The organism is Micromonospora rifamycinica (genome assembly GCF_900090265.1).
In the GTDB taxonomy this organism is placed as follows: domain Bacteria; phylum Actinomycetota; class Actinomycetes; order Mycobacteriales; family Micromonosporaceae; genus Micromonospora; species Micromonospora rifamycinica.
Genome location: NZ_LT607752.1, coordinates 6,154,784 through 6,170,495 on the forward strand (window position 1 = coordinate 6,154,784; position 15,712 = coordinate 6,170,495).

At 75.3% G+C, this 15,712-nt stretch carries 12 protein-coding genes; 8 read left to right on the top strand and 4 right to left on the bottom strand.

Annotated elements, in window-relative coordinates; genetic code table 11:
* The first annotated feature begins 230 nt into the window (after positions 1-230).
* The 4 genes from glnA to GA0070623_RS26125 all read left to right on the top strand — a co-directional run bounded on the left by glnA (position 231) and on the right by GA0070623_RS26125 (position 3,704).
* The gene (gene glnA, locus GA0070623_RS26110; RefSeq protein ID WP_067306034.1) at positions 231-1,580 is read left to right on the top strand and encodes a type I glutamate--ammonia ligase; all 1,350 of its coding nucleotides are present in this window, start codon (positions 231-233) and stop codon (positions 1,578-1,580) included.
* A 166-nt stretch (positions 1,581-1,746) separates the two neighbouring features.
* The gene (locus GA0070623_RS26115; protein WP_067306037.1) at positions 1,747-2,172 is read left to right on the top strand and encodes a DUF350 domain-containing protein; all 426 of its coding nucleotides are present in this window, start codon (positions 1,747-1,749) and stop codon (positions 2,170-2,172) included.
* Between the two features lie 265 nt (positions 2,173-2,437).
* Positions 2,438-3,130 (top strand): helix-turn-helix transcriptional regulator, encoded by a 693-nt coding sequence (locus tag GA0070623_RS26120; RefSeq protein WP_067313173.1) that lies wholly within the window; start codon positions 2,438-2,440, stop codon positions 3,128-3,130.
* Positions 3,131-3,329: 199 nt separating this feature from the next.
* A complete protein-coding gene (locus GA0070623_RS26125; RefSeq protein ID WP_067313171.1) occupies positions 3,330-3,704 on the top strand; it encodes a VOC family protein in 375 nt (124 codons plus the stop codon).
* 167 nt (positions 3,705-3,871) lie between these two features.
* Here the strand turns inward: GA0070623_RS26125 and GA0070623_RS26130 are convergent, their stop codons facing one another.
* Together GA0070623_RS26130 and GA0070623_RS26135 are read right to left on the bottom strand one after the other, a co-directional pair.
* Entirely contained in the window at positions 3,872-4,348 is a 477-nt protein-coding gene (locus GA0070623_RS26130; protein ID WP_067313169.1) for a hypothetical protein, read from the bottom strand.
* A 355-nt stretch (positions 4,349-4,703) separates the two neighbouring features.
* On the bottom strand, positions 4,704-5,579 hold the full coding sequence (locus GA0070623_RS26135) for a S66 peptidase family protein (RefSeq protein WP_407938012.1): 876 nt from the start codon (positions 5,577-5,579) through the stop codon (positions 4,704-4,706).
* Positions 5,580-5,785: 206 nt separating this feature from the next.
* Here GA0070623_RS26135 and GA0070623_RS26140 point away from each other — a divergent pair, with 206 nt between their 5' ends.
* Both GA0070623_RS26140 and GA0070623_RS26145 read left to right on the top strand, forming a co-directional pair.
* Entirely contained in the window at positions 5,786-6,550 is a 765-nt protein-coding gene (locus GA0070623_RS26140) for a type 1 glutamine amidotransferase (protein ID WP_067313164.1), read from the top strand.
* A gap of 1 nt (position 6,551) precedes the next feature.
* Entirely contained in the window at positions 6,552-9,563 is a 3,012-nt protein-coding gene (locus GA0070623_RS26145; protein WP_067313162.1) for a bifunctional [glutamine synthetase] adenylyltransferase/[glutamine synthetase]-adenylyl-L-tyrosine phosphorylase, read from the top strand.
* A 22-nt stretch (positions 9,564-9,585) separates the two neighbouring features.
* On the opposite strand, the gene GA0070623_RS31190 is transcribed toward GA0070623_RS26145, so the two are convergent.
* Positions 9,586-11,334, bottom strand: coding sequence for an FAD-dependent oxidoreductase (locus GA0070623_RS31190; protein WP_067313160.1), 1,749 nt, complete (start codon positions 11,332-11,334; stop codon positions 9,586-9,588).
* A gap of 408 nt (positions 11,335-11,742) precedes the next feature.
* On the opposite strand from GA0070623_RS31190, the gene GA0070623_RS26155 reads away from it, so the two are divergent.
* The gene (locus GA0070623_RS26155) at positions 11,743-12,324 is read left to right on the top strand and encodes a helix-turn-helix domain-containing protein (RefSeq protein ID WP_067313177.1); all 582 of its coding nucleotides are present in this window, start codon (positions 11,743-11,745) and stop codon (positions 12,322-12,324) included.
* A gap of 50 nt (positions 12,325-12,374) precedes the next feature.
* Here GA0070623_RS26155 and GA0070623_RS30650 read toward each other — a convergent pair whose 3' ends face one another.
* Positions 12,375-14,228 (bottom strand): hypothetical protein, encoded by a 1,854-nt coding sequence (locus tag GA0070623_RS30650; protein ID WP_089004187.1) that lies wholly within the window; start codon positions 14,226-14,228, stop codon positions 12,375-12,377.
* Positions 14,229-14,272: 44 nt separating this feature from the next.
* On the opposite strand from GA0070623_RS30650, the gene mptB reads away from it, so the two are divergent.
* Positions 14,273-15,706, top strand: a complete 1,434-nt coding sequence (gene mptB, locus GA0070623_RS26165) for a polyprenol phosphomannose-dependent alpha 1,6 mannosyltransferase MptB (protein WP_172898562.1) — start codon at positions 14,273-14,275, stop codon at positions 15,704-15,706.
* Positions 15,707-15,712: the final 6 nt, after the last annotated feature.

The window sequence follows — 15,712 nt, forward strand, 5'->3', positions numbered from 1 at the left end:
CAGTGGCGGCCGGTCGATCCGGTGGCTCCGACGAGACGACGGACACCCTCCGGTCGACACCCGGCCGGCCCGGTGCTGGTGGCGGGCCGCCCGCTGATCCGGCGGTCGGGACACCGCAGGACGAGCGGCGGCAGGTCGCGTAACGTCTGCTTAACCAGGCCGGTGGAGACTGGGCGGTCAGGACGGACCGGCCGACCGGTGCCGGACGAACGTGGCGAGGGGTTGGGGAAGTGGACCGTCAGCAGGAGTTCGTCCTCCGCACGCTGGAAGAGCGGGACATCCGGTTCGTCCGGCTGTGGTTCACCGACGTGCTGGGCACGCTCAAGAGCGTCTCGGTCGCTCCGGCGGAGCTGGAGGCGGCCTTCGAGGAGGGCATCGGGTTCGACGGCTCGGCCATCGAGGGTTTCGCCCGGGTCTTCGAGTCCGACATGGTCGCCATGCCGGATCCGACCACCTTCCAGGTGTTCCCCTTCGAGGGCGGGGTGAGCGGCGAGAGCGCCCGGATGTTCTGCGACATCCTGCTGCCCGACGGCGGCCCGTCCTGGGCCGACCCGCGGCACGTGCTGCGCCGGATGCTGTCCAAGGCGGCCGAGAAGGGCTTCACCTTCTACACCCACCCCGAGATCGAGTTCTTCCTGCTGGAGAACGGCCCGCAGGACGGCTCGGTGCCCACCGCCGTGGACTCCGGCGGCTACTTCGAGCACACCACGCACGCCGTCGCGCGGGACTTCCGCCGGCAGGCCGTGCTGGCGCTGGAGCGGATCGGCATCTCGGTGGAGTTCAGCCACCACGAGGTCGCCCCCGGCCAGCAGGAGATCGACCTGCGGTACGCCGACGCGCTGACCACCGCCGACAACATCATGACCTTCCGGCACGTGGTCAAGGAGGTGGCGCTCTCCACCGGCGTGCAGGCCAGCTTCATGCCGAAGCCCTTCACCGACCAGCCGGGCAGCGGCATGCACACCCACCTGTCGCTGTTCGAGGGGGAGCGCAACGCCTTCCACGACTCCGGTGACCCGATGAAACTGTCGAAGGTGGCGAAGTCGTTCATCGCCGGGCTGCTGATGCACGCCCGGGAGTACACCGCGGTCACCAACCAGTGGGTCAACTCGTACAAGCGGCTCTTCCCGCAGGCGTTGCCGGACCGGATCACCGAGAGCCCGGCGTACGTCTGCTGGGGGCACCTGAACCGGTCGGCGCTGGTCCGCGTCCCCGCGTACGGCAAGCCGAACTCGGCCCGGGTGGAGGTCCGCTCGCTGGACTCGGCGACCAATCCCTACCTGGCGTTCGCGGTGATGCTCGGCGCGGGCCTGAAGGGCATCGAGGAGGGCTACGAGCTGCCGCCGGGCGCGGAGGACGACGTCTGGTCGCTGACCAGCGCCGAGCGGCGGGCGATGGGCTACGAGGCGTTGCCGGAGAACCTGTCCGAGGCGATCGACGTGATGGCCGGCTCCGAACTGGTCGCCGAGGTGCTGGGCGAGCACGTCTTCGACTTCTTCCTGCGCAACAAGCGGGCCGAGTGGGAGCAGTACCGCCGCGAGGTCACCCCGTACGAGCGGCAGCGGTACCTGTCGCTGTAGCGCGTACCGCCGGCCGGGTCGTCCGCGACGGGGCCGGCGGCGGCCCGGTCGCCCGACGGTCCGCATCTCGGCCGGTCCGGGGGCTGTCGGTGGTGGTGCGGTGCCGCTATCGTCTCGATCACCGTGCCGGCACCCGCGCCGGGCGCAGGAGGTCGGGAGGCCGTCGGTGCTGGAGGATCTGCTCACCGGAGCATGGCAGAGCGTCGTGTTCGGTGTCGTCGGGGTGGCGCTGATGGCGGCCGGCTTCGTGCTGGTCGACGTGCTCACCCCGGGCAAGTTGCGCGAGCTGATCTGGATTCGGCGTAACGGCAACGCCGGGCTGCTGCTGGCCGCCAACCAGCTCGGCGTCGCCGGCATCGTCTTCACGGCGATCGTGACCAGCTACGACGACTTCGCCAAGGGGCTCGCCTCGACGGTGATCTTCGGGCTGATCGGGCTGGCCGTCATGGCGCTGGCCTTCGGCGTCCTCGACCTGCTCACGCCGGGCAAGCTCGGCGAGGTCATCTGCTCCGACGAGCCGCACCCGGCGGCCCGGGTCAGCGCCGCCACCCACTTCGGGGCGGCCCTGATCGTCTGCGCCTGCATCGCCTGACCGGCCCGCGGGCCGACCGGTCGCCGCCTCGACCGGGCTGCCCGTCCGGCCGTTCCGTTGCCCGTCCGGCCGTACCGTTGCCCGTCCGGCCGTACCGTTGCCCGTCCGGGCTGCCGTCTCGCCGGGTCGCTGCCCGTCCGGGCTGCCGTCTCGCCGGGTCGCTGCCCGTCCGGGCTGCCGTCTCGCCGGGTCGCGGCCCGACCCGGTTCGTGTCCGGTCGACGGCGGCGGCGCGGTTCGTCGTACCCCCGTCGTAGCGTGCGGAGGTGAACCGGACGGACCGTCTCTACGCCCTGGTGGAAGAGTTGCGGGCGGTGGCGCCCAGGCCGCGCAGCGCCCGCTGGCTGGCCGGCCGTTTCGAGGTGAGCACCCGCACCGTCGAACGGGACATCGTCGCCCTGCAGGGGGCCGGCGTGCCGATCTGGGCCGAGCCCGGCCGTGCCGGCGGTTACGTGGTCGACCGTGCGTACACCCTGCCACCGGTCAACCTGACCGCTGCCGAGGCGGTGGCGATGGCGGTGGCCCTGCACCGCCTCGCCGGCACCCCGTTCGCCGAGGCGGGCGGCACCGCGCTGCGCAAACTGCTCGCGGTGCTGCCGGCCGCCGATGCCGCCGACGCGCGTCTGCTCGCCGGGCGGGTGCTGCTGATCGGCGTCGGGCCGGCCACGTCCGTCCCGGCCGTCGTCGCCGGCGCGGTCTCCGCCCGCCGGGTGCTCCGCCTGCGGTACGCCGACCGGCGCGGCGTGGCCTCGTCGCGCGAGGTCGAGCCGCTGGGCTACCTGGGCAACAGCCGACACTGGTATCTGTTCGCCTGGTGTCGGCTCCGCGGCGGGCCGCGTTGCTTCCGTACCGACCGGATCGTCGGCGTGGAGGCGCTGCCGGAGCCGGTCATCCGGGAGTTCCGCCCCGACGACGTGGACGTCCCGCCCGAGCGGTTGCACCGGCTGAGCCTCGCGTGAGGCTGGTCCCGGGGGCGGCGGGTCCGGCCGGCAACCCGGGGCGGCGGGTCCGGGAGCGGCGGGTCCGGGCAAGGTGGGCCGGGCGGGTCGTCGCCCGGGAGTTTTCCGCAAACACCGACATGACGGTGTCGCGGACGCCCGGCAGGCTGGCCGCCGAGCCCACCGGCCGTCCGGCCGGCAGGGGGACAGGAGGCAGCGCGTGACCAGCACACCCATCACCTGGTTCGAGATCGGCACCGACCGGCCGGAGGAGGTACGAGGCTTCTACGCCGAGTTGTTCGGCTGGAGCTTCGCCGTGGAGGACCCGGCCGGCGGTGGGTCCTACCAGACGACCACCGCGGGGCAGCCGGCCGGCATCGGCGGAGGGCTCCGGCTCCTCCCCGAGGGCGCACCCGGGTACGCGATCCTCTACGCCGAGGTGACCGACGTGGCGCAGACGTGCCGGCGGGCCGAGGCGGCCGGCGGCACGGTGCTGACGCCGCCGGGAACCACGCCGAACGGGTTGACCCGGGCACGCCTGCGCGACCCGTCGGGCAACCTGCTCGGTGTCTTCTCCCCGCCGGCGACCACCTGATCGAACGGGGGCGGCGTCGCGGTCACCGGCCGGGTGGCCACCGCGACGCCGCCCCCGCTACGTCGGTCACCGGCCGACTGCCACCGCGACGCCGCCCTTCTCGCGTCGGTCACCGGCCTGGTGGCCCGCCGCGACGCCCGTCGGTCACCGGCCTGGCCGGCGGCGGGTCACTTGCCGTCCGGGCCGTCCGGGCCGCCGCGGTGGCCGGGGCCACCCGGACCCGGGAATACCCCGGACTCGACGGCCTTGGTGATCGCGTCGGCCTGCTCCTGGGTGAGCTTGCCGTCCTCGACCGCCTGGGCCAGCCGCTCGGTCAGCTTCGCCTGCCGGTCCTCGGCCGACGGCCGTTCCGGCCGGTCACCCTTGACCCGGTCCTTGTGCTGCTCGCGCACCTTGTCCAGCGCGGCGGTCACCTTGTCGGTGTCCACGCCCAGCTCCTTGGCCAGCGCCTCGGCGAACTCGTGCTGCCGGCCGGCGCGTTCGGACTGCCGGTCGGTGCCCTGCTCGGCCTCGCTGCTGGCGCTCGGTGTCGGGGTGGATCCACCCTCGGCGAAGGCCACCGTGGGAGCGGCGATCCCCACCCCGAGCACGCCGGCGGCGGCGAGGCCGACCAGCAGCTGCTTCTTCGACATCGTGCGGGACATCAGTCCTCCAGTATCTCGGTGGTGATGCGTTGACGTCACCGACAGTGACCATCGAATCTGAGAAAACCCCGTCCCGATCCTGTCCCCCAGCTGAAAGTTCCGCCCGCCGGCCCACTGACTCCACCCTCCGGCCCGGCAATTCGCCCACCAGCCCGGTGATTCCGCCCTCCGGCCCGGCAATTCGCCCCTCCGGCCCGGTGATCAAGAGGTTTAGGGCGGGAATGCGCTTTCCGCCCGCCTAAACCTCTTGATCACCGGGGTCCGCCTGCCTAAACCTCTTGATCACCGGGGTCCGGCCGCCAAACCTCTTGATCACCGAGGTGGGTGGGCGGGGGAGGGGTGGGGAGGGGTGGGATTACTGGACGGCGGGGGTGAGGGTGAGGGTGTCGGTCGTGGTGTCCAGGGTGGCCCGGGTGTGGACGGGGACGGTGAGCTGGCCGGGGCCGTGGCCGATCGGCAGGCCACCGAGGACCGGCACGCCCAGGTCGCCGAGGCGGTCGGTGAGGACGTCCACGACGGTGGTGTCCCACCCGTCGGCGCAGTCGGTGAACTGGCCGACCGCGACTGCGGCCAGGCCGTCCAGCGCGCCGGCGCGGCGCAGGTGGGTGAGCATCCGGTCGACCTTGTACGGGGGCTCCTGCACCTCCTCGACGAGCAGCACCGCCCCGGTCAGGTCGGGCATGTCCGGGGTGCCGATGGTGGCGGTGATCAGGCAGAGGTTCCCGCCGATCAGCCGCCCGGCCGCCCGCCCCGCTACCCGGACCGGATACGTCGCCTCCTCCGGCACCGCGGCCACGGTCACCGGGGCGGTGGTCATCAGCGCGGCGTGCAGCGACTGCGCCGAACGCAGCGGCGTGCGCTCGTCGACCCAGGCCGCCCCGGGACCGTGCACGCCGGCCAGCCGGGCACCCCGCCAGAGCGCGAACTGCAGGGCGGTGATGTCGGAGAAACCGGCCACCACCTTCGGATCCCGCCGGACGGCGGCCATGTCGATCAGGTCGACCACCCGCTGTGCGCCGTAACCGCCCCGGGTGCAGATCACCCCGCGTACCTGCGGGTCGGCGAAGGCGGCGTTCAGATCGGCGGCGCGCAGCGCGTCGTCCCCGGCGAGGTAACCCCGGCGGGCGTACGCGTGGGGTGCCACCACCGGCCGCAGCCCCCAGCCGGTCAGCAGCTCGATGCCGCGCGCCACCCGCTCCGGCCGGGTCGGCCCGGACGGCGAGACCAGCATCACCGTGTCGCCCTCGCGCAGCACGGGCGGACGCAGGACGGACGGGTCGTCGGCGATCACAGCGGCCGAGCATAGCCGCCCCGCCGGGCCGGACCGCGCTGATCCGGTCCCGTCGTGGGCGCGGCGACCCGGCCCGCTCCGGTCCTGCCGGCGGTCGGCGCGAGGCGTCCCGGGCGGCTGTCGACGTACCCGATAGCCTCGACGGCGTGGGAACCGCACTGGTGATCGAGAACGACCCGACCGACGACCCCCGACGGCTGGGGGACTGGCTGGTGGAGGGGGGCCTGGAACTGCGGGTGCTGCGCCCGCACGCCGGCGACGAGCTGCCCGACGACCTGACCGGGTACGTGGCGCTGGTGGTGCTCGGCGGTGACCAGCACGCCTACCCGTCGGCCGACGGCACCCCCGGCGCACCCTGGTTCCCGAAGCTCGAAGGGTTGCTGCGCAAGGCCGTCCGGCACCGGGTGCCGACCCTCGGCGTCTGCCTCGGCGCGCAACTGCTGGCCACCGCGCACGCCGGCCTGGTCGAGCGCAGCCCGTCCGGCCCCGAGGTGGGTCCGGGGGTGGTCGGCCGGCGCGACGCCGCCGAGAGCGACCTGCTGTTCCGGTACGTGCCGCTGATCCCGGACGTGCTCCAGTGGCACGCCGACGAGATCACCGAGCTGCCCCGGGCCGCCACCCTGCTGGCCGCCTCGACCCGCTACCCGCACCAGGCGTTCCGGCTCGGTGACCGGGCCTGGGGTCTCCAGTTCCACATCGAGTGCGACACCGCGATGATCGCCGAGTGGGCGCACGGCTCCGAGCTGCTCGCCGAGCTGGGCTACGACGAGGACCTGGTGGTGGCCGCCTGCGACCGGGTGATGGCCGACGTCGAGGAGGTGTGGCAGCCGTTCGCCGTCCGCTTCGCCGCCCTCGCCCTCGGCGAGCTGGCCGACGACACCCGCCGCAGCCTCCCCCTGCTCGGCCATTGAGATGAGCAGACCCACCAGGGGACGGCTGGCCCGTTACGGCTTCGCCGAGGGCGACGGTGGTCCGCGCGCCGCCGACCTGCTCGGCTCGGACGGGCTCGGGCTGTGGCGGGCCGACGAGCAGGAACCCGTCGACCGGGCGGCGGCCGACCTGCTGGCCGCGCTCTCCCGGGCCGCCGACCCTGATCTGGCGCTGCGCCAACTGCACCGGATGGTGGAGTCCGAGCGCCGGACCGCCACTGCGACGGGGTCGGGGGTGCTGGCCGCGCTCGACACCGACCCGGGCCTGCGGCGTCGGCTGGTCGCCGTCCTCGGGGCGTCCTCCGCCCTGGGTGACCACCTGGTCGCCAACCCGGGCCAGTGGACGGTGCTCGGCACCGCCCCGGACGGGCTGGCCCCCACCGCCGACGGCCGGCTCGACCTGGCCCTCGCCGGGCGGCTGACCACCGCCACCGCGCCGGTGGCGGTGCTGCGGCAGGCGTACCGGCTGGCGTTGCTGCGGATCGCGGCGGCCGACCTGACCGGCGGGCGGGGCCTGGAGCAGGTGATGTCGGCGCTCTCCGCGCTGGCCGACGCCACCCTGGCGGCGGCGTACGAGATCGCGGTGGGCGAGCTGCCGGCGGGGACGCCCCGGCCGCGGCTGGCCGTGGTGGCGATGGGCAAGTGTGGCGGCGGCGAGCTGAACTACGTCTCCGACGTCGACGTGATCTTCGTGGCCGCGACCGACGAGGACCTGCCCGCCGCGACCACCGTCGCGGCCCGGCTGATCCATGTCTGCGGGCTGGTCGCCTGGCCGGTGGACGCCGCGCTGCGTCCGGAGGGCAACCGGGGGCCGCTGGTCCGCACCCTGGCCAGCCACCTCGCCTACTACCAGCGCTGGGCCCGCACCTGGGAGTTCCAGGCGCTGCTCAAGGCCCGGCCGGCCGCCGGTGACCTGGCGTTGGCCGGCGAGTGGGTCGACGCCCTCGCCCCGCTGGTCTGGCGGGCGTCCGAGCGGCCCGAGGCGGTCTCCGACGTACGCGCCATGCGCCGCCGGATCATCGACAACATCCCGCCGAAGGAGCTGGACCGCGAGATCAAGCGAGGTCCCGGCGGCCTGCGGGACATCGAGTTCGCCGTCCAGCTGCTGCAACTGGTGCACGGCCGGGGAGACGAGTCGCTGCGGGTGCCGGGCACCGTGCCGGCGCTGCGCGCGTTGGTGACCGGCGGCTACGTCGGGCGGGCCGACGGCGAGGCGCTGCTGCGCGGGTACCGCTTCCTGCGCGGCGTCGAGCACCGGCTCCAGCTCCAGGCGCTGCGGCGCACCCACACCGTGCCGACCGAACCGGCCGCGCTGCGCTGGCTGGCCGCCGCGCTCGGCTACGCCGCCATCCCCGGCCGCAGTGCCGTGGAGAGCTTCCGCGTCGACTGGGTCGCCCATGCCACCGAGGTACGCCGGCTGCACGCCAAACTGCTCTACCGGCCACTGCTGGAGTCGGTGGCCCGGGTGCCCGCCGACGGCCTTCGGCTCACCCCGGAGGCGGCCCGGCACCGGCTGGAGATCCTCGGTTTCGCCGATCCGGCCGGGGCGCTGCGGCACCTCCAGGCCCTCACCGGCGGGGTGAGCCGGACCGCCGCGATCCAGCGGACCCTGCTGCCGGTGCTGCTCAGCGAGTTCGCCGACGCGCCCGAACCGGACCGGGGGCTGCTCAACTACCGTCAGGTCTCCGACAAGCTCGGCAGCACCCCGTGGTACCTCCGACTGCTGCGCGACTCCGGCCCGGTGGCCCGCCGGCTGGCCCGGGTGCTGTCGTCGTCCCGGTACGCGGCCGACCTGCTGGCCCGGGAACCGGAGGCGCTGCGGCTGCTGGCCGAGGAGAACGAGCTGGCACCCCGGTCCCGGGAGGTGCTCGGCGACGGGTTCGCCGCCGCCGCCGCCCGGCACGCCGACCCGGTCGAGGCGACCCGGGCGGTCCGCGCGCTGCGTCGCCGGGAACTCGTCCGGATCGCCTGCGCCGACGTGCTCAGCCGGGCCGGTGGGTTGGCCCCGCGACCCGAGCGCGGCGCACCGACCGGTCCGCTGGCCGACGTGACCCGGGTCGGCACCGGGCTGTCCCACGTCACCGACGCCACCCTCTCCGCCGCGCTGCGGGCCGTCCGGGCCGCCCAGCCGAAGCTGCCCGGCCTACGGTTCGCGGTGATCGGCCTGGGTCGCCTCGGCGGGTACGAGTCGAACTACCTGTCCGACGCCGACGTGCTCTTCGTCTACGACGCGCCGGCCGGGACGGCGGAGAGCACGGCCAGCGCCACCGCGCACGCCATCGCCGAGGAGCTGCGTCGGCTGCTGAGCGCCCCGGCCCCCGACCCGGCGCTCGGGGTCGACGCCGACCTGCGCCCGGAGGGACGGCAGGGGCCACTGGTCCGTAGCCTCGCCGCCTACGCCCAGTACTACGCCCGCTGGTCCCGGGTCTGGGAGGCGCAGGCGCTGCTGCGCGCCCGGTTCGTCTGCGGCGACAGCGACCTGGGGGCCGAGTTCGAGGCGATGGTCGACCCGGTCCGCTATCCGGCCGACGGGCTGACCCGCGAGCAGATCGTCGAGATCCGGCGGATCAAGGCCCGGGTGGAGAACGAGCGGCTGCCCCGGGGCGCCGACCCGGCCACCCACACCAAGCTGGGGCGGGGTGGTCTGGCCGACGTCGAGTGGGCGGTGCAGCTGCTCCAGCTCCGGCACGCGGGGGCGTACCCGCAGCTGCGCGGGACGCGTACCCTCGATGCGCTCGCGGCGGCGCGGGACGCCGAGCTGGTCGACCCGGCGGACGCCGCCGCGATGGCCGCCGGGTGGACCCTCGCCGCGCAGGTCCGCAACGCGCTGATGCTGGTCCGGGGCCGGGCCGGCGACCAGCTCCCCCGGCACGGGGTGGAGCTGGCCGGGGTGGTGCGGTTGCTCGGCGGGGACGACCCGGGGGAGTTCCTCGACGACTACCTGCGCACCGCCCGGCGCTCCCGGACGGCGATGCAGCGGGTCCTGGAGAGCTGAGCACGCCGCCGGTGCGGGTCCGTCACCGGCGGCGGAGCAGCACCAGGTGGTCGACCAGGGTGGCGGTCTCGCCGTGCGGGCCGGTGGCCTGTCGCTGCGGCGTGTCCAGCCGTTCGACGTGCCATCCGTCCGGGTCGAGATCGAGGTCGGCCAGGGTCTCCTGCGGGGTGGGGAAGCGCAGGTGGCGGTGCTCGGGGTCGCCCCAGGGCGGCACCGAGCCGTGCTCGACCACGAGCAGCCGCCCGCCGGGTGCCACCGCCCGGGCCGCGGCCCGCAGCACCTCGGTCCGGGGGAAGTCCAGGGGCGACTGGAGGAACTGCGCGGAGACCAGGTCGAACACGCCGGCCGGGAAGGTCCGGGCCAGGTCGTGTCGCCGGAACTCGACCCGGGCCGTCACCCCGGCGGCCGCCACGGCGGCGGCCGACCGCTCCAGGGCGGCGGTGGAGACGTCGACGGCGGTCACCCGCCAGCCCCGCCGGGCCAGCCAGACCGCGTCGCCGCCCTCTCCGCAGCCCAGGTCGAGGGCGGTTCCGGCGGGCAGCTCCCCGACGACGTCGACCAGGTGCGGATTGGGCCGCCCGCTCCACTGTCGCTCCCGGCCCTGGTACAGCTCGTCCCAGTGCCGGGCGGTCGCCTCGTCGACCGCCGGGTCGCCGTCGGCACCCGCCCCGACCGGGACGACCGCCGGAAGCCCGGCCCCGGGAGCCGGGTCGGCCGCCGGCACCCCGGCGGCCGGGGCGGTGGCCGTGGCTGCCCGGCGGGCAGCCACCGCGCGGGTGGTGTCCTCGTCGATCAGGTCGGCGTTGACCGCGGCGGCGGCCTTCAGGCCCGCCGCGGCGGCGGCGATCACGGTGGCCTGCGGGTCGGTGACGTTGCCGGCCGCCCACACCCCGGGCACCCCGGTCGCGCCGCTGGCGTCGGTGGCGAGCCGGTTGCCGAGAACGTGCCCGCCGAGCCCGAAGTCCTCGGAGGTCAGTCCGAGCCCGGTGAGGAAGGCGGCCCGGGCGTGGAACGCGGGGGCCACCACCAGCGCCTCCCGGGGCACCACCCGGCCGGAGCGCAGCCGTAGGCCGGTCAGCCGGTCGGCATCGACCTCCACCGCCGCGACCTCGCCGTCGACCACGGCGACACCCCGGGCGGCGAGCTTCTCCGCGTCGTCGGCGGGCAACGGGCCGGCGGTGTGCGTGAAGACCACCACGTCGTCGGTGAGTTGCCGGAACAGCAGCGCCTGGTGGGCGGCGAACGGCCCGGTGGCGAGCACCCCGACGGCCCGGTCCCGGACCTCCCAGCCGTGGCAGTACGGGCAGTGCAGCACGTCCCGCCCCCACCGGTCGGCCAGGCCCGGCACCTCGGGCAGCTCGTCGACCAGGCCGGTGGTGACCAGCAACCGCCGGGCGTGCAGCGTACGGCCGTCGGACAGGGTGACCGCGAACCGTGCCGGCCCGGCGTCGCCGGCCCGGTCCGGGCCGTCGGCCGGGTGGGCTGCGTCGGCCGGGTCGGCTGCGTCGGCCGGGTGGGCTGCGGTGACCGTGCCGTCGAGGACGGTGACGCCGTAGCGGGCCACCTCGGCGCGGCCCGTCGTGTACAGCTCGGCGGGCGGCACGCCCTCGTTGGTCAGAAAGTTGTGCACGCGGTCGGCGGGGGCGTTGCGCGGAGCGCCGCCGTCCACCACCACGACGTCGCGGCGGAACCGGCCCAGGGCGAGCGCGCCGCTGAGCCCGGCCGCGCCGCCGCCGATCACCACCACGTCGTGCACCACCGGGTACGTCATGATCGTTGCCTCCTCGCGGGTGGGTCCGTCCCACCTACGCCCCGGATCGTCCCCCCCGGATCGCCGAACTGCCAAACATCGTTGCCGGAATGGCAAACTGGTGCGGTGACCGACGAGCGCACCGACCAGGAAGCCCAGCCCCGGTCGGCGGCCGGACCCGGCAACCCACGGTCGGGGGACGGCTCCGGGCCGGACCGGGCCTCGCGGGTGGGTGGCGGCTCCGGGCCGGACCGGAACCGGCGGGCGGGTCGCGGAGCCGGGCCGGGCCGGGACTCGCGGGTGGGTGGCGGACCAGAGCCGGACCAGGGCTCGCGGTCGGGTGGCGGTGCCGGCCCGGAGCAGGGTGCCGGGGCGGGGCCGGGACGGTGGACCGTCCCGGACGGGACGCAGGCCGCCGACCCCGAGGAGGTGCTGACCGCCGTGGGGCCGCGGCTGCGGGCACTGCGCCAGCAGCGCGGCGTGACGCTGAGTCAGCTCGGAGCGGGGACCGGGATCTCGGTCAGCACGCTGTCCCGGCTGGAGTCCGGCGGCCGGCGGCCCACCCTGGAACTCCTGCTCGCCCTGGCCCGCTTCCACCGGGTGCCGCTGGACGACCTGGTCGGCACGCCGCAGATCGGGGATCCCCGGGTGCACCGCCGGCCGGTGCTCCGGCACGGGGTCACCATCGTGCCGTTGAGCCGACGTCCGGGCGGTGTGCAGGCGTACAAGATGATGTATCCGCCCGGGGTGCCGGTGGGGGAGCCGAGCCAGCAGGTGCACGAGGGCTACGAGTGGCTCTACGTGCTCTCCGGCCGGGTCCGGCTGCTGCTCGGCGGTCACGACCTCACCCTCGACGCCGGTGAGGTGGCCGAGTTCGACACCCGTACCCCGCACTGGTTCGGCAACCCGTTCGACGCTCCCGCCGAGCTGCTCAGCCTCTTCGGGCCGCAGGGAGAGCGCCTCCACGTCCGCGCCCGCCCCGCCACCCCACCCCCCGCCCTGCCGCGTTGATCAAGAGGTTTGCGTCGTGCTGCTGCGGATCCCTGACCTGAACCTCTTGATCAACTCGGCGATGCGGCGGTGGTGGTGAGGGTGGTGAGGGTCCAGGTGCCGGGGGTGGGGACCGTGAGGAGGGTCCAGGGGCCGTCAGGGGTGATCGTGGCGGGGGGTGAGGCGGTCAGCCAGCGGGTGTGGCGGATGCGGATCAGGACCTGGGCGGCGGCTGTGGTGCGGAGGGTCAGCGTGGCGGCGTCCTGGCGGACCAGCACCCCGGGCGGGGCGACCAGGGGCGTCGGGTCGGTCACCGCGTACAACCGCCAGTGCCGGTCCGACCAGACCTCGGTCAGGTACGGCAACCCCGCCCCGACCAGCTCCGCCTCGGCCCGGCCCACCCAGGACAGCGGCGCGTCGGGGACGGCGACGTACTGCACGGCGTACTCGTCCAGCCAGGCCCGGTAGCTGTCGGCGGTCAGCGGCACACCGGTGCCGCCCGCCCCCGGGACGGTGGTGAAGAAGAGCGGATTGCGGCCGATGTCGACCTGCCGCAGCCAGCCCCGGGCCAGCGGCACCTCGCCCAGCTGCGCGGCCTCCCAGTAGTTGCGGGTCGGCGGCACCTCCACCCGACCGGTGAGCCCGCGCCGGCCCAGCTCGGCGGCGAGCGGGGCGAAGTAACTCCGGTCGGCGGTCGGATCGTCCGCGCTGCGCAGGTCGGCGGCGACCACCGGCGGCAGCCACCAGCACACCACCGCCAACAGCGCGGTCAACGCCACCGCGCCGGTCCACCCGCCCCGGGCGCGTCCCGCCCGCCCGGTCCCCGGGACCTGCCCGGACCCTGCCGTCGCGTCGGTCGGCGGGAGCGACGGGGTGGTGCCGCCGGATCCGGGGTCCGCGCGGCGGGGCGGCCGGGCGGTGAGCCAGCCGGGTGGCCGGGCGGCGGCGGCCAGCACCGGCAGCGCGAACATCGTCACCAGCCGGGTCGCGTTCAGCCCGACCGGGGTGTGCACCAGCGCCGCCGCCAGCACCCCGGCCGCCGCCAGCACCGCCGCCACCCGCACCGGCCGGTACGCCACCAGCGCCGCCACCAGCAGGCTGACGGTGACCGACCGCAGGGTGTCGGTGCGGCTGATGTTCATCCAGCCGCCCTCGCCGAACAGCAGCCCGGTGACCGCGAGCGGCACCGCCGCCGTGCCGCCGAGCAGCAGGCCGTCGGCGTACCGGCGGTCGACCAGCAACGCCGCCCCGACCAGGCCGACGAACAGCCCCGCCACCGGGCTGGTCGCCGAGGCCGCCAGCGCGCCGAGCACCACCAGGACCGGCCTGACCCGCCGCCAGCCCGGACCGGCCACCCGGCTTGCGCCGGGACCGGCGGCCCGACGTCTGCCCGGATCGGCGGCCTGCGGTCCTCCGGGACCGGCGGCCCGACGTCCACCCGGATCGGGCGTTCGACGCGCGCTCCGGTCGGCCGGCGGCGTTCCGGGTGCGGCGTCGGCCGTCGGCAGGGTCAGGGCGAGCAGGGCGACCAGCCCGAACGCCACCCCGAGGGCGTAGGTGACCCGGCCGGAGACCAGGTTGCCGGTGATCGTCAGCACCCCGACCAGGCTGCCGAGCAGCGGCCTGGGCACACCGGTCCGCACCAGCAGGGCGGCGAACGCGGCGGCCGAGCCGACCAGTGCCAGCGCGCCCGTCGGCCGTACCCCGAGGGTCGCCATCAGCGGCGGCGAGACCAGGCTGTAGCCGAACGGCTGGATGCCGGCGTACCAGCGCAGGTCGACCAGGGCGAAGCCGTGCGCGGCGAAGAAGTCGGCGCGGGCCACCTGGGCGGACAGGTCCGAGCCCAGCCGGGGCAGCGCCAGCCACACCCCGGCGAGCACGACGGCGAAACCGGTGGCCGACCCCACCACCCTGTTGCCCCGCATGCCCACCTCCGGTCCGCGATCACGCTACTGGCAGCATGACGGACGTGCCTCACCACCTGTCCCGCTGGCTCGGTCTGTCCGGTTCGGTGCTGCTCGCCGTCGCCGCGTACCTCGGGGGCGCGCTGCCGGGGTCGGAGCTGCGCCCCACCCCGGTCACCATCTGGCAGAGCCGGCACGGGCCGCTCGTCCTGGCCCTCTGGCTGGTCGGCACCGGGCTGCTGGCCTGGGCGTGGTGGAGCCTGCGCGACCGGGTGCCGTCGGCCCGGTGGGCACTGGTCACCGCCGGGCTCTGGGTGCTGCCGCTGCTGTTCGCGCCGCCGCTGGGCAGCCGGGACGTGTACGCGTACGCCTGTCAGGGGGCCAGCTACGCGGCCGGGATCAACCCGTACGAGCAGGGGGTGTCGGCGCTGCCCTGCCCCTGGATCGACACCATCTCCTACATCTGGCGGGACACCCCGGCACCGTACGGGCCGCTCTTCGTGCTGCTCGCCGGGGCGATCGTCCGGGCCACCGGGTCACTCGACACCGACACCGCGCTGGCCGTGAACATCGCCCTCTTCCGGGTGCTCGCGGTGCTCGGGGTGGCGACGGCCGCGGCCTGCCTGCCGGTGCTGGCCCGGCGCTGCGGGGTGCCGGTGGGCCGGGCGCTCTGGCTGGCGCTGGCCTCCCCGCTGGTCGGCGTGCACCTGATCTCCGGGGCGCACAACGACGCGCTGATGATCGGCCTGCTGGCCGCCGGGCTGGCCGTGGTGGCGGCCAACCCGGGGCGGCGCTGGCCGCTGCTGGCCGGCGGGGTGCTGCTCGGCCTGGCCGGCGCGGTGAAGGTGACCGCCCTGGTGGTGGTGCCGTTCGCGGTGCTGGCCGCGCTGGTCGGGCCGTACCGGATCCGGGCGCTGTGGCGTGACGGCCTGCCGGTCGCCGGCGGCGCGCTGGTCGCGGTGGTCGGCGCGACCCTGGCGGCGGGCCTGGACCTCGGGTGGATCGCCGGCCTGGAACAGGGTGGCCTGGTGATCGCCTGGACGTCGCCGCCGACCGCGGTCGGGCAGACCGTCGGCTACGTCGCGGCGCTGTTCGGCGCGGACGTCGACGCGCTGCCGGTGACCCGGGCGATCGGCATGGTGGTGCTGGCGGTGCTGCTGGTCTGGTTGTGGTGGCGGGCCCGCACCCGGGATCCGCTCTGGCACGCCGGCCTGGCCCTGGCCGCGACGGTGGCCCTCGCACCGCTGTTCCACCCCTGGTACTGGCTCTGGCCGATGGCGGTGCTCGCCGCGACGACCCACCGCGCCACCCGGTGGTTCGCGCTGGTGGCGTTGATCTCGGCGTTCCTGGTGCTGCCCGACGGCACCGGGCTGCCCCGGTTCACCAAGATGCCCGGAGCCCCGCTGATGACGCTGTTGGTGATCGTGGTGGCCGTCCGGTTGGTACGGTCGGCTCGGGCGGCCCGGCGGCCCGCCACCGCCGTTTCGACCGCCGACTGAGGAGAT

Coding starts and splice junctions, on each gene's coding strand:
- GA0070623_RS26130 (WP_067313169.1), bottom strand. CDS start 4,348: ATGTCCCGCACGATGTCGAAGAAGCAGCTGCTGGTCGGCCTCGCCGCC.
- GA0070623_RS26135 (WP_407938012.1), bottom strand. CDS start 5,579: ATGCTGGTCTCGCCGTCCGGGCCGACCCGGCCGGAGCGGGTGGCGCGC.
- GA0070623_RS26145 (WP_067313162.1), top strand. CDS start 6,552: ATGAGCAGACCCACCAGGGGACGGCTGGCCCGTTACGGCTTCGCCGAG.
- GA0070623_RS31190 (WP_067313160.1), bottom strand. CDS start 11,334: ATGACGTACCCGGTGGTGCACGACGTGGTGGTGATCGGCGGCGGCGCG.
- GA0070623_RS30650 (WP_089004187.1), bottom strand. CDS start 14,228: ATGCGGGGCAACAGGGTGGTGGGGTCGGCCACCGGTTTCGCCGTCGTG.